This window comes from Pseudomonas sp. NFACC08-1, assembly GCF_900106735.1.
Taxonomy (GTDB): Bacteria; Pseudomonadota; Gammaproteobacteria; order Pseudomonadales; family Pseudomonadaceae; genus Aquipseudomonas; species Aquipseudomonas fluorescens_Q.
In genome coordinates this window covers 1-11,796 of the sequence record NZ_FNNL01000009.1, presented here as the reverse complement: position 1 = coordinate 11,796, position 11,796 = coordinate 1, and the positions used below count along the sequence as shown (strand labels likewise).

Genomic DNA, 11,796 nt, shown 5'->3' with positions numbered 1-11,796 from the left:
TTATTTATTGAAACGTGACTAGCCTGGCCCAGACGAGGTCCATAGTCGACGACTCTTGCTCACAGCTCTTTAGATTTATCAAAATAATCCGCCCAATTTCTCCGGCTCCCAATTCATTATTACCAACTCGCCACTCATCTCGGCCTTGCTCTGACGCTGGTTCATGTTGCTGTACCGAATGTCCAACGTCTCGAAGTGAAAGCCTTCGAACACGCGACGGATGTCCGGGTGGTCGTTGATGCTGACCATTACCTTGCCCTTGCAACGGCGCATAAACTCAGCCATCCGTTCGTAATTCTCGAACGGGAAATCCACGCCATATCCAGCGGTCTGCCAGTACGGCGGATCCATGTAATGGAACGTATGAGCGCGGTCGTAGCGCTCAGCACAGTCAAGCCAGGGGAGATTTTCGACGTAGGTGCCGGACAGTCGCTGCCACGCGGCCGAGAGGTTCTCCTCGATCCGCAGCAGGTTGATGGCCGGGCCAGTGGTCGCGGTGCCGAACGTCTGCCCGGTGACCTTGCCGGCGAAAGCATGGTGCTGCAGGTAGAAGAACCGGGCGGCGCGCTGGATGTCGGTGAGGGTTTCGGGACGGGTCATTTTCTGCCACTCGAACACCTGGCGGGAGCTGAGCGCCCATTTGAACTGGCGCACAAATTCTTCCAGGTGGTTCTGCACGACGCGATAGAGCGTCACCAGGTCGCCGTTGATGTCGTTCAGGACTTCAACCGGGGCGGCCCGGGCTCGCATGAAGTAAAGCGCGGCGCCGCCGACAAAGACTTCGACATAGCATTCGTGAGGCGGAAAAAGCGGAATGAGGCGGTCGGCTAGGCGGCGTTTTCCGCCCATCCATGCGAAAGAAATGGGACAAAGAAATGGGACAGATTCATTAAATTTTCTATCAAGAAGGCAATTAAGAGTAAGAGCCGAACAATTTGTAGTCACTGCACAGGCCTGGCCCAAACCAGATTCACCCGCAGAAATGTACCCTTCTTCGACGGCGGCGTCTGTGAGGCTTTTCAGATCTACGCAAGAGGGAAACAATTCACGTCGAGACACACCTTGCGACGGCCTGCTGATTCAAGCGCTCGGTCAACGGTGTAAGATGCCCGAAAACGTCCACCATCGAGGCTGCCATGTCCGGCATATCCCTGAATCTGCCCGAAGACCTATCAAACTCCCTCGCCGATCTGGCCAAGACCAACGGCCAAAGTGCGAGCTATCTAGCGATGGACGTTCTTCGCGACTACATCGAACACGAAAAAGCTCTGACTACACAGATCGAACTTGCAGTAAAGGAAGCTGACCAAGGCAAATTTGCTACCGATGAGCAAGTCGCAGCGATGCGCGCTCGGCGCTGGAGTCAGAATGCAGGTTGAGTGGCTGGAAAAAGCACTCAAAAACCTGGAGGACGAAGCCAACTATATTGCACTTGAAAACCCCAAGGCTGCTGACGACTTCTCCGAAGCGATCTTTGCCAGCGTAGACAAATTGGCTCAGTTTCCCGCAATGGGTCGAGAAGGACGAGTCAAACAGACGCGGGAATGGGCAGTCCCAAACTGGTCTTACCTGATTCCGTATCGCGTACACGGTGATCGCCTCCAAATCCTCGGCGTATTTCACACTCGACAACGCCCCCGCACCAACTGGTGAATCCGGCGCAATATTGCTCTCCCAACACCTCCTGCCCTTCCCTGATAAACTGTGCCATCCGCCTCGCTGATTCAGATTCCCAATGCCCCTACAAACTGCACCACTCTCCCGCCGCTTTTCCATCGCCCCGATGATGGACTGGACCGACGCCCACTGCCGTTTCTTCCTACGCATCCTCTCCAAGCACGCCCTGCTCTACACCGAAATGGTCACCACCGGCGCCTTGCTCAACGGCGACCACGAACGCTTCCTGCGCCATCACCCATCCGAACACCCCCTGGCCCTGCAACTAGGCGGCAGTGTCCCAGCCGACCTGGCTGCCTGCGCCCGTATGGCCCAGGAGCACGGTTACGACGAGGTGAACCTCAACGTCGGCTGCCCCAGCGATCGGGTGCAGAACAATATGATCGGCGCGTGCCTGATGGGGCATCCGGATTTGGTGGCTGACTGTGTGAAAGCCATGCGCGATGCGGTATCAATTCCGGTGACGGTCAAGCATCGCATCGGGATCAATGGGCGGGACAGTTACGAGCAGTTGTGTGAGTTTGTCGGGACGGTGCGTGAGGCCGGGTGCACGAGTTTTACCGTGCATGCGCGGATTGCGATTCTGGAGGGGTTGTCGCCAAAGGAGAATCGCGACATCCCGCCGCTGCGTTATGACGTGGCCGCGCGGTTGAAGGCGGATTTTCCGGAGTTGGAGATTGTGCTCAACGGCGGGATCAAGACGCTGGAGGCCTGCCACGAGCATCTGCAAACGTTCGACGGTGTGATGCTGGGGCGCGAGGCGTATCACAACCCGTACCTGCTGGCCGAGGTGGATCAACAGCTGTTCGGCAGCACCGCGCCGATCATCAGCCGGGCCGAGGCGCTGGCGCAGTTGCGGCCTTATATCGCCGATCACCTGGCCGCCGGTGGCGCAATGCATCACATCACCCGTCATGTGCTCGGGCTGGGTACCGGTTTTCCAGGGGCGCGGCGGTTTCGGCAGTTGTTGTCGGTGGATATCCACAAGACCAAGGATCCGCTGGCGTTGCTCGATCAGGCGGGGCAACTGCTGGAAGGGCGTTAACCGTCACTTGCTTTGAACCTGCGCGCTGTTTTGGCATCGTATCTACCGATACCGCCCCGGCCTTTCAAACAGCCGTTTTCAGGTTGTTGCCGCTGGGGCCCGTCGATACCCCTTCACGCCCTTGAGTGGCTGCCAGCCCTCGGGTAATGTCAACGGACCCATAGGACAGAGCACGCTCATGACTTCCAAGCTGGAACAACTCAAACAGTTCACCACCGTCGTGGCCGACACCGGCGACTTCGAGGCCATCGCCCGCGTCAAGCCCGTGGACGCTACCACCAACCCTTCCCTGCTACTCAAGGCGTCGGCCATTCAAGGTTATGCCGAGCAACTGAACGCCTGTGTGGCGGACTGCAAGGGCGATGTGGGCCTGGCCAGCGACCGTTTTGCCGTGGCGGTTGGGCAAGAAATCCTGAAAGTGATCCCGGGGCGTATTTCCACTGAAGTGGACGCGCGCCTGTCGTTCGACACCGAGGCCATGTTGAAGCGTGCGCATCGCCTGATCGATCTGTACGAAAAGGCCGGCATTGGCCGCGAGCGCGTGCTGATCAAGATCGCTTCCACCTGGGAAGGTATTCGCGCCGCCGAGCAGTTGGAGCGTGAAGGCATCCAGTGCAACCTGACCCTGCTGTTCTCCTTCGCCCAGGCCGCCGCCTGCGCCGATGCCGGGGTGTTCCTGATTTCGCCGTTCGTGGGCCGAATCTACGACTGGTACAAGAAAGCCAATGGCAACGACTACACCGGCGCTGATGATCCAGGCGTGCAGTCGGTGACGCGCATCTACAACTACTACAAGGCCAATGACTACAAGACCGTGGTCATGGGCGCGAGCTTCCGCAACCTCAACCAGATCGAGCAACTGGCCGGCTGCGACCGCCTGACCGTCAGCCCGGACCTGCTGGAAAAACTCGCCGCCGACGAAGGCAAGCTGGAGCGCAAGCTGGCGCCAGGGCAAGCCGGGGAAGCGCGCTTGATCCTCAATGAAGCGCAGTTCCGCTGGTTGTCCAACGAGGACGCCATGGCGACCGAGAAACTGGCAGAAGGTATTCGTCAGTTTGCCCGGGACCAGGAGAAGCTGGAGGCGTTGCTGCAAGCCAAGCTTTGAGCTGATTCACAAAGGCGTGCAAAAAGGGCGAACCTTGGTGGGTTCGCCCTTTTTTATGTGGCTTGGCCTGAGGGGAATGGCGGATCGATAAACGCTATCGCGAGCAAGCCAGGTGACTGCATTCCAATGAGGGAGCGAGCTTGCTCCGGGCGGCGCTCCGACGATGAGGCCGGTCAGCCTAAGCAAAACCCAGGGGTCAAGGCCCTTCCAGCGCATTCACCAGGTCATGGAAGGCTTCACGATTGGAATCGTTGAGCCCCATCAGGATCTTGTGGGCTTCGAGCACCTTGATCCGCACTTCTTCTTCGGACTGGTCCTGGTCAGGCAGGTCGTCCAGGCATTCCGGGCACGGCACAGGGTCGCCCACGATGTTGAACACCTGGTCGAAGCCCATCGATTGCAGTAGACGGGTAATGTCGTTGTGGGTGGTGACGACAGTCGGCAGCAGGCCGACCTTCTGCCGCGACAGGATCGACAGTTTGGCCAGCAGGCCCAATGTGGTGCTGTCGATGCTGCGGGTTTCGGTCAGGTCGATCACGATGGCGTTGAAATTCAACGAAGTGAAGATCCGCTCAATAGTCGCATCCAGCGCCGAACACAGAGTCAGGCGCACTTCACCGACAAACTTCAGGACAAAGGTGCCGTCCTGCTCGGCGAACTGGATTCTACCGGTACTCATCAAAGGTTCCTGCTCAACACTAACAGGGCGATATCATCCGGCATCTCCCCGAGCGTGGCTAATCCAAACACTTGACGCAAGCCTTCCAGGCTGCCGCCCGCCGCACTCACCCGTTCAGGCAAGGCCGCTTCTTTCTCTTTGAGTGTAGGTTCTGTCAAAAGGTCCAAAATGCCATCAGACATCAGCGTCAGGCTGAATGTCGGCGGCAATTCCAGTACGTGGTCTTCGTAGGTGGCCTCGTTGAACAGGCCCACCGGCAAACCACGCCCTTCCAGGTAACGCACACTGTCTGGTGTATACAACACAGGCAAAGGCAGGTGGCCGCCGATGCTATAGGTCAACAAACCAGTCTCCTCGTCGATGACTCCACCGACCATTGTGACGTGTTTGCCCAGCTTACAACTGATCAGGCCTCGGTTGATATGCCCAAGGACCTCAGAAGGCTTGAATTCTGGCAGAGTGCCATTACGCTTGGACTCGAACAACAGGCGCGTGGTCATGAACTTCAACAGCACCGTGACGAATGCCGAAGAAGCACCATGGCCGGAAACGTCCGCCAGATAGAACGCTACACGCCGCTCGTCGACCCGAAAATAGTCCACGAAATCACCCGACAGGTACAACGACGGGATGATCTGGTGGGCAAAACGGAAATCGTCGACGGTCCAGGGGCTGACCGGCAGCATGTTCATCTGCACCTGGCGCCCAGCGTTCTGGTCTTCCTGCAACAGGTTCAGGCTGGCTTCCAGCTCACGGTTGGCGGTTTCCAGCTTCTCGCGGTAGCGCTGGTTTTCCACCAACAGGCGCGAGCGGTCCAAGGCCCGGCGCACCGAGTGCTCGAGCACCGCAAGGTCTTCAAGGGGCTTGATCAGGTAATCCGCCGCGCCCAGGCGCAACGCCTCGACCGCGTCGTTCATCACGCCTGCGCCCGAAACCACGATCACCGGGGTCTGCGAGGAAATCTCGGTGACCTGGCGAATGAGTTCGAGTCCGCCCATCTGCGGCATGCGCAGGTCGCAGATGACCAGGTCGGGCTTGTCTTGCTCGAATACCTGAAGACCCTGTTGGCCATTGCTGGCCTGCAGGACGCTGAAACCACTGTCTTCCAAGTAGGCTGCGAGACTGGCTCGCACCACTTCGTCATCATCGATTATCAGCAGCGTGGCACTGGTTTTTGGCATGTGGGCAAACGGCGCCAGAATTAGGTTGGCGTAGCGGGCTGGGCCGTCTGGCCTTGCACGCACTACTGGATTCGCTTTCTAGCCTCTCTGTCGTACCGGTTTCAGGCCATTGCCCTACACACAACTACACCAGAGGTGCCCTTCTAAGGCGCAGACGGTACTCCCATCCGCGGGGCGTTTCAAGCTCAGGCAGATAGCCGCTTGCCGTCTTTATTTGTCAAAGTACAGAGAGTTATAAGAACCGAGCGAAGCGTAACTCAATGGAAGGATCAAACCCGCTCAAACACGACGCCAAAGCACAGAGGCGGCCTTTTTGGCCGCCTTCGTGGTTTTACAGGTCGGAATTAAAAATCGTCTTCGACCTGGCCATCCTTGACCTTGAATTCGCGGTTTTGCAAGTAGGCGTTGCGGATGAAGACATACTTGTCGCCGCTCACCATCTTCTCGGCCGACAACAGGCTGGCGCGGGTGTCGACGACGTTCAGGCCTCGAATAGAGTTACGCACTGAGACGTTATCGATATAACGATACGGGGCGGTGTAGTCATCGACCAGCTTGGCCGGCGCGTCACGCAGGGTACTTGGCCCCAGCAGCGGCAGCATTACATATGGCCCGCTGCCCAGGCCCCAGTAGCCCAAGGTCTGGCCAAAATCTTCATCGCTGCGCTGCAGGCCCATCTGGGTGCCCACATCAAAGAAACCCAGCAGGCCGAAGGTGGTGTTGAAGATCAACCGGGCGGTGTCGACCCCGGCAGCGGCCGGCTTGGCCTGCAGCACGTTGTTGGCCAGGTTGCCCACGTCACCGATGTTGCGGAACATGTTGTGGACGCCGTCTTCGAGGAACTGCGGCGTCACATATTGATAACCCTGGGCCAGTGGCTTGAGCGCGTAGGTATCAATGGTGTCGTTGAAGGTAAAGATCGGACGGTTGATGCTTTCCCAAGGATCTTCTTCCGTGGCGGCCTGGGCAGCGAACGGAACCAGCATGACGCTGGCAGACAAACACAGCTGAGCTAGACGATGGCTCCAGCGCATAGGGGAAAACTCCTTGGATTAATCAGGCAAGGGCGCCGAGCCCAGGCGGTAAGGTGGCTAGTATAAGGCGGAAAAGTCCTACTGGCAGCATTCAAAAAAAGAAGCTGATTCTAGGACCCTTCTGTCATCTGCTGCCTTCATTTCGCTGTCACGGGACTGTCATGGAGGGCCGTTAGGCTGCTGGTTATTTCAAGGATGTTCCCATGGCCCGCGCCGAAGCCCTGCCCCTCCCCGTCCCCAGCCTGACCGCCGTACTGTTTGGCCTGAGTGGATGCCTGGTGGATTTCGGGGCGCGCATTCGCCAGCCTGGGGCAGCACCGGTCGAGCATGCACAGCCGACGCCTGGCGCACTTGAGAGTTTGCATCACCTGCAGGACCAGGGAATTCCTTGCGCCTGGCTCGATGAACTGCCACCGGCCACCAGTCATGCCCTGGCGGCTTCATTGCCGACGTGGATCAAACCGCCGCAACTTCCAGCAACAATTAATCCTTGGCCGGCGCCTCATGCCTGTTGGCAAGCCTTGATGGCGCTGAACGTCCAGCAACTGGACGGTTGCGTGTTGGTCAGTGGCGAACCCCGGTTGTTGCAGTCAGGGCTCAACGCCGGTTTATGGACCATCGGATTGGCGTCCTGCGGCTCGCTATGCGGCCTGGCACCCATCGAATGGCAGGCACTGAGCCAACAGCAACGGGAAACCAAGCGCGCCAAGGCCACCGTGCAATTATTTGGCCTGGGCGTGCATTCGGTGATCGATCACTTGGGTGAACTCGACACGTGCCTGGCCGACATCAGCCTGCGCCGACTCAAAGGTGAGAAGCCATGACCGGGATCATGCAGGCAGCGCGACGGTAGATTACTCTTAAGGCAGGCCATGGACTTTTGACCCAGCGTCGCGGTCCATGGCAGTGCCTATCAATAAAGGGAGTACGCCAATGCCTGCCCGCGAATTGCAAGAACAGCTCAACAAACTGCGCGAGCAATTGGAACAGAATCCACCACTTTCCGAAGTCGAGCGCGATGACCTGCACGCGCTGATGCAAAAGATCGAACTTGAGCTTGAGTTGGAAACCAAAGCGCCGGACAACAACCTCGCCGACAATGTAAACCTGGCTGTCGAGCGCTTCGAGGTGGAACACCCCACCCTTGCCGGGACCTTGCGCAACATTGTGCAAGCTTTGGGCAATATGGGGATCTGAACCCTTTAAATGCAAAAAGCCCTGCTATCGAGAGCGGGGCTTTTTAATGCAATCCATTGTGGGAGCGAGCAAGCTCCCACATTTATAGCTTCATTGGCGGACCAGGCGGTGGTTCGGCAGTTGAACGTCTTCAGTACTGCGATACGGGTTGATATCCAGCCCGCCCCGACGCACATACCGCGCGTACACCGTCAATTTCTCCGGCTTGAGCAAGCGCTGCAGGTCGAGAAAGATCCGTTCCACGCACTGCTCATGGAAATCCGAATGCTGGCGGAAGCTGACGATGTAGGCCAGCAGGCTGGCGGGATCCAGGGCCGCACCGCGATATTCCACCGCCACGCTGCCCCAGTCCGGCTGGCTGGTCACCGGGCAGTTGGACTTGAGCAGATGGCTGTGCAGGCTTTGCTCGACGATGCGCGAGGCATCGCAACGCAGCAGTTCCGGGCGCGGGTGCGCGTAGGAGTCGACGCTGATGTCCAAATCGTCGATGCAGGTACCGGGCATCGCCACGATGCCTTCACGCTCCACATCCTTGAGGCTGCGGATCCGCACACCCACTGCTTTACCGGCAGCCGCCGACAGGTCCTGGCGCAGGGTCGCTTCCAGGCTCGCGGTATCGGCAAACGGGGTCTGGTTCAAGGAGTTGAGGTACAACTTGAAGGATTTGGACTCGATGATATTCGGCGAATCCGCCGGGATCGCGAATTCACCGATGGCCACCACCGGCTTGCCGGACGGCAGCAGCCACGACAGCTCGAAGCAGTTCCAGAAATCCACGCCCTTGTACGGCAAGGTCTCGGCCGTCAGGCCCAATTCCGCCCATTTCGCCGTGCGCGGGATCGGAAACAGCAGTGACGGCGTGTACGTGGCGATGTATTCGCTGGATTTGCCCAGCGGCGAATGTTCGGCTGCGGGATGCATGACGGAAACCTGACTGAAGAATCAGCCGATTCTATCAGCCTTTGCCACAGCCTTTGAGTGCTTACTGACTGACTGTCAGGTCGCCCTTCATCCCCGCCTGGTAATGACCGGGGACATTGCAGGCAAATTCCAGCCGGGTAGCCTTATCGAAAGCCCAGGTCAGCTCGGCGGACTTACCCGGCTCAACCAGCACGCTGTTAGCGTCGTCGTGGCGCATCATGCCGTCTTTACCACCGTGCTTCATCGAGGCCGGATTCATCGATGCATGGTCCATTCCCGGCTTCATCCCGGTCGGCGTCAACATGCCGCTCTGTTGCATCTTGAGCATTTCCTGCTGGTGCTGGGCATGCATCGCGGCGTTACCGAGGTTGAATTCGTGCAACAACTGGCCTTTATTGATGAGTACAAACCGCACCGTCTCGCCTGCCTTGATATCCAGCGTGCCAGGATTGAACGACATGTCGCCCATCACCACCTCGATGGTGCGACTGGCCTTGGCCGCCGGTGCGGGCTGGCCGAAATCAAAGTGCGCACCAGGAGACGCCCACAACGAGGTACTCAATACCCACGCAGAGGCGGCCAGGATCAGACGGTTTACCATCAACATGTTCATACTCCGACAAGGTAAGGTTCAACTTGTCCAAGACTCTAGATCGGTGCGGCTGCCAATTGACTGACAGTTGCATTACAACTCTGTCAGGTTGTGCCACGGCGCTGGCCGCTGCGGTATAACGCCCACGTTAAAACCATGCCCTGAGCTGCCCATGAAACTGCTGATCGTCGAAGACCAAACCAAAACCGGCCAATACCTGCGCCAAGGCCTGGGCGAAGCCGGGTTCAACGCCGACCTGGTGGCCGATGGCATCACCGGCCAGCAACTGGCCTTGAGCGGTGAATACGCCCTGCTGATCCTCGACGTGATGTTGCCCGGCCGCGATGGCTGGCAGATCCTGCAAGCCGTCCGTGGCGCCGGGCTGGATACACCGGTGCTGTTTCTCACCGCGCGGGATGCGATACAGGATCGCGTACACGGCCTGGAGCTGGGCGCCGATGATTACCTGGTCAAGCCCTTTGCCTTTTCCGAGTTGCTGGCACGGGTGCGCAGCCTGTTGCGTCGAGGCAGTTCGACACAACAGGAAACCAGCCTGCAACTGGCCGACTTGCGCCTGGACCTGATTCGCCGTCGCGTCGAACGCAGCGGCCGACGCATCGACCTCACCGCCAAGGAATTCGCCTTGCTGGAAATGCTTCTGCGCCGCCAGGGCGAAGTGCTGCCCAAATCGCTGATCGCGTCCCAGGTCTGGGACATGAATTTCGACAGCGACACCAACGTCATCGAAGTCGCGATACGACGCCTGCGAATCAAGATTGACGATGACTTCCCCAGCAAACTCATCCATACCGTGCGGGGCATGGGCTATGTGCTTGAAGAGCGCAGCCTGTGAGGGGTCGGTGGTCGCTGAGCAGTCGCCTGGCCCTGCTGTTCGCCGCCTGCACCGCGGTGGTGTCGTTGTTTGCCGGGGTGTTGTTCAGCCGCGGCAGCGAGGCGCATTTCATCGAGCTGGACCAGCAACTGCTCGAAGGCAAGCTGATCGGTCTGCGCCGGGCCCTGCAAGACCTTGACGCCGAGCAGACCCAGCGCCGCCTGGAAGATGAATTGAGCCGTCAGGCCGACCTGGCGCTGCGCATCAAGGGCAGCGACGGTGTGCGCTGGTACGACAGTTCGATCCGGATTCCGGCCCAGTTGCCGGAGCAACCCGGCCTGTCGACCCTCAGCGATGCCGACAACGATTACCGAGTGTTGAACGCGCCCTTGCACCCCAATCGAGCCGATTCGCCGCAACTGACCCTGTTGCTGGACATCACCCACCACCAGCACTTCCTGCAACGCATGCAGCGCCTGATCTGGCTGACCGTCGGCCTCTCGGCCCTGGCCACCGCCCTGCTCGGCGCCTGGGCCGCCCGGCGGGCCTTGCGCCCCTTGCGACGCATGGGCGCCATTGCCGGCAGTGTCTCGGCCCGCTCACTCAACGCCCGGCTGCCCGAAGAGCAAATGCCCGCCGAACTGGCGGAATTGGCCCACAGCATCAACGCCATGCTCGGACGCCTCGACGATGCGTTTCAGCGGCTCTCAGCGTTCTCTGCCGACATCGCCCATGAATTACGCACGCCGCTGTCGAACCTGCTGACCCACACCCAGGTCACCCTCACCCGCGAACGCCCCCTGGAGGATTACCGCGAGGCGTTGCACAGCAATCTCGAAGAACTGCAATGGATGGCGCAACTGGTCAACGACATGCTGTACCTGGCCAAGGCCGACCACGGCTTGCTGGCGCTCAATCGCGAACCGCTGCAATTGGCCGAGGAAGTGGACGTGCTGCTGGACTTCTTCGCGCCGCTGGCCGAAGACACCAACGTCCGCCTGAGCCGCGAGGGCGATGGCCGCATAGAGGGTGACCGCAACATGTTGCGCCGGGCGCTCTCCAACCTGCTGGACAACGCCCTGCGCTTCACCCCCGCTGACGGCGAAGTGCGGGTGCACATTGTCGATGCGACTCAAGGGATGAGCGTCAGTGTGGAGAACAGTGGCGAAGGAATTGCAGCGGACTTGCTGCCGCGCCTGTTCGACCGCTTCTACCGCGCCGACCCGGCTCGCCAGGAGGGCAGCAGCGAACACGCGGGGCTCGGACTGGCCATCACCCGCTCAATTATCCGCGCCCATGGCGGGCAGATCCGCTGTGAATCGACCGATGGCTGGACGCGGTTCCTGATTGAGCTACCGAAGGCCAGCCAGCCCTGACACAAAACCCTGTGGCGAGGGAGCTTGCTCCCGCGGGAGTGCGAAGCGCTCCCAAAAATCTGAAAGCCCGCACATCATTTTGCATAAGCCGCCGCTTTGGGGCTGCTGCGCAGCCCAGCGGGAGCAAGCTCCCTCGCCACAAAAGCATCCCGCTCGA

14 protein-coding genes are annotated in these 11,796 nt (G+C 59.4%); 8 read left to right on the top strand and 6 right to left on the bottom strand.

The window, feature by feature from the left end:
* Positions 1-78 precede the first annotated feature (78 nt).
* Complete coding sequence (locus tag BLU76_RS18885) at positions 79-849, bottom strand: DNA adenine methylase (RefSeq protein ID WP_092223835.1); 771 nt, start codon at positions 847-849, stop codon at positions 79-81.
* A gap of 287 nt (positions 850-1,136) precedes the next feature.
* Here BLU76_RS18885 and BLU76_RS18880 point away from each other — a divergent pair, with 287 nt between their 5' ends.
* The 4 genes from BLU76_RS18880 to tal all read left to right on the top strand — a co-directional run bounded on the left by BLU76_RS18880 (position 1,137) and on the right by tal (position 3,827).
* Positions 1,137-1,379 carry a CopG family ribbon-helix-helix protein gene (locus BLU76_RS18880; protein WP_092145358.1) on the top strand — a complete coding sequence of 81 codons (243 nt, stop codon included), beginning with the start codon at positions 1,137-1,139 and terminating at the stop codon, positions 1,377-1,379.
* On the top strand, positions 1,369-1,653 hold the full coding sequence (locus BLU76_RS18875) for a type II toxin-antitoxin system RelE/ParE family toxin (protein WP_092145355.1): 285 nt from the start codon (positions 1,369-1,371) through the stop codon (positions 1,651-1,653). The genes BLU76_RS18880 and BLU76_RS18875 overlap by 11 nt, the downstream gene beginning before the upstream one ends.
* A gap of 82 nt (positions 1,654-1,735) precedes the next feature.
* Positions 1,736-2,722, top strand: a complete 987-nt coding sequence (gene dusA / locus BLU76_RS18870) for a tRNA dihydrouridine(20/20a) synthase DusA (protein ID WP_092223833.1) — start codon at positions 1,736-1,738, stop codon at positions 2,720-2,722.
* A gap of 178 nt (positions 2,723-2,900) precedes the next feature.
* Positions 2,901-3,827 carry a transaldolase gene (gene tal / locus BLU76_RS18865; protein WP_003199698.1) on the top strand — a complete coding sequence of 309 codons (927 nt, stop codon included), beginning with the start codon at positions 2,901-2,903 and terminating at the stop codon, positions 3,825-3,827.
* Between the two features lie 196 nt (positions 3,828-4,023).
* On the opposite strand, the gene rssC is transcribed toward tal, so the two are convergent.
* The 3 genes from rssC to BLU76_RS18850 form a co-directional block, all read right to left on the bottom strand.
* Positions 4,024-4,506: an anti-sigma factor antagonist RssC gene (gene rssC, locus BLU76_RS18860; RefSeq protein WP_028237685.1), complete on the bottom strand. Its 483-nt coding sequence runs from the start codon at positions 4,504-4,506 to the stop codon at positions 4,024-4,026.
* The gene (rssB, locus tag BLU76_RS18855) at positions 4,506-5,687 is read right to left on the bottom strand and encodes a two-component system response regulator RssB (protein WP_053120765.1); all 1,182 of its coding nucleotides are present in this window, start codon (positions 5,685-5,687) and stop codon (positions 4,506-4,508) included. The genes rssC and rssB overlap by 1 nt, the downstream gene beginning before the upstream one ends.
* 344 nt (positions 5,688-6,031) lie before the next feature.
* Positions 6,032-6,673, bottom strand: a complete 642-nt coding sequence (locus BLU76_RS18850) for an MlaA family lipoprotein (protein ID WP_371856949.1) — start codon at positions 6,671-6,673, stop codon at positions 6,032-6,034.
* A gap of 251 nt (positions 6,674-6,924) precedes the next feature.
* Between BLU76_RS18850 and BLU76_RS18845 the strand changes: the two genes are divergently transcribed.
* Positions 6,925-7,545 carry an HAD superfamily inactivated hydrolase PcrP gene (locus BLU76_RS18845; RefSeq protein WP_063322164.1) on the top strand — a complete coding sequence of 207 codons (621 nt, stop codon included), beginning with the start codon at positions 6,925-6,927 and terminating at the stop codon, positions 7,543-7,545.
* Between the two features lie 109 nt (positions 7,546-7,654).
* Positions 7,655-7,918, top strand: coding sequence for a DUF4404 family protein (locus tag BLU76_RS18840; protein WP_018609983.1), 264 nt, complete (start codon positions 7,655-7,657; stop codon positions 7,916-7,918).
* Between the two features lie 90 nt (positions 7,919-8,008).
* Here BLU76_RS18840 and queF read toward each other — a convergent pair whose 3' ends face one another.
* Both queF and BLU76_RS18830 read right to left on the bottom strand, forming a co-directional pair.
* Entirely contained in the window at positions 8,009-8,839 is an 831-nt protein-coding gene (gene queF, locus BLU76_RS18835) for an NADPH-dependent 7-cyano-7-deazaguanine reductase QueF (protein WP_092223831.1), read from the bottom strand.
* A 61-nt stretch (positions 8,840-8,900) separates the two neighbouring features.
* Complete coding sequence (locus BLU76_RS18830) at positions 8,901-9,446, bottom strand: copper-resistant cuproprotein CopI (RefSeq protein WP_092224035.1); 546 nt, start codon at positions 9,444-9,446, stop codon at positions 8,901-8,903.
* A 157-nt stretch (positions 9,447-9,603) separates the two neighbouring features.
* On the opposite strand from BLU76_RS18830, the gene BLU76_RS18825 reads away from it, so the two are divergent.
* Positions 9,604-10,284 carry a heavy metal response regulator transcription factor gene (locus BLU76_RS18825; protein ID WP_063322168.1) on the top strand — a complete coding sequence of 227 codons (681 nt, stop codon included), beginning with the start codon at positions 9,604-9,606 and terminating at the stop codon, positions 10,282-10,284.
* Positions 10,281-11,639 (top strand): heavy metal sensor histidine kinase, encoded by a 1,359-nt coding sequence (locus BLU76_RS18820; protein WP_092223829.1) that lies wholly within the window; start codon positions 10,281-10,283, stop codon positions 11,637-11,639. Before BLU76_RS18825 ends, BLU76_RS18820 begins: the two co-directional genes overlap by 4 nt.
* The last annotated feature ends 157 nt before the right edge of the window (positions 11,640-11,796 follow it).

Excerpts from the sequence above, each read along its gene's own strand:
- BLU76_RS18885 (WP_092223835.1), bottom strand. The coding sequence starts at position 849 with ATGGGCGGAAAACGCCGCCTAGCCGACCGCCTCATTCCGCTTTTTCCG.
- BLU76_RS18880 (WP_092145358.1), top strand. The coding sequence starts at position 1,137 with ATGTCCGGCATATCCCTGAATCTGCCCGAAGACCTATCAAACTCCCTC.
- BLU76_RS18875 (WP_092145355.1), top strand. The coding sequence starts at position 1,369 with ATGCAGGTTGAGTGGCTGGAAAAAGCACTCAAAAACCTGGAGGACGAA.
- dusA (WP_092223833.1), top strand. The coding sequence starts at position 1,736 with ATGCCCCTACAAACTGCACCACTCTCCCGCCGCTTTTCCATCGCCCCG.
- tal (WP_003199698.1), top strand. The coding sequence starts at position 2,901 with ATGACTTCCAAGCTGGAACAACTCAAACAGTTCACCACCGTCGTGGCC.
- rssC (WP_028237685.1), bottom strand. The coding sequence starts at position 4,506 with ATGAGTACCGGTAGAATCCAGTTCGCCGAGCAGGACGGCACCTTTGTC.
- rssB (WP_053120765.1), bottom strand. The coding sequence starts at position 5,687 with ATGCCAAAAACCAGTGCCACGCTGCTGATAATCGATGATGACGAAGTG.
- BLU76_RS18850 (WP_371856949.1), bottom strand. The coding sequence starts at position 6,673 with ATGCTGGTTCCGTTCGCTGCCCAGGCCGCCACGGAAGAAGATCCTTGG.
- BLU76_RS18845 (WP_063322164.1), top strand. The coding sequence starts at position 6,925 with ATGGCCCGCGCCGAAGCCCTGCCCCTCCCCGTCCCCAGCCTGACCGCC.
- BLU76_RS18840 (WP_018609983.1), top strand. The coding sequence starts at position 7,655 with ATGCCTGCCCGCGAATTGCAAGAACAGCTCAACAAACTGCGCGAGCAA.
- queF (WP_092223831.1), bottom strand. The coding sequence starts at position 8,839 with ATGCATCCCGCAGCCGAACATTCGCCGCTGGGCAAATCCAGCGAATAC.
- BLU76_RS18830 (WP_092224035.1), bottom strand. The coding sequence starts at position 9,446 with ATGTTGATGGTAAACCGTCTGATCCTGGCCGCCTCTGCGTGGGTATTG.
- BLU76_RS18825 (WP_063322168.1), top strand. The coding sequence starts at position 9,604 with ATGAAACTGCTGATCGTCGAAGACCAAACCAAAACCGGCCAATACCTG.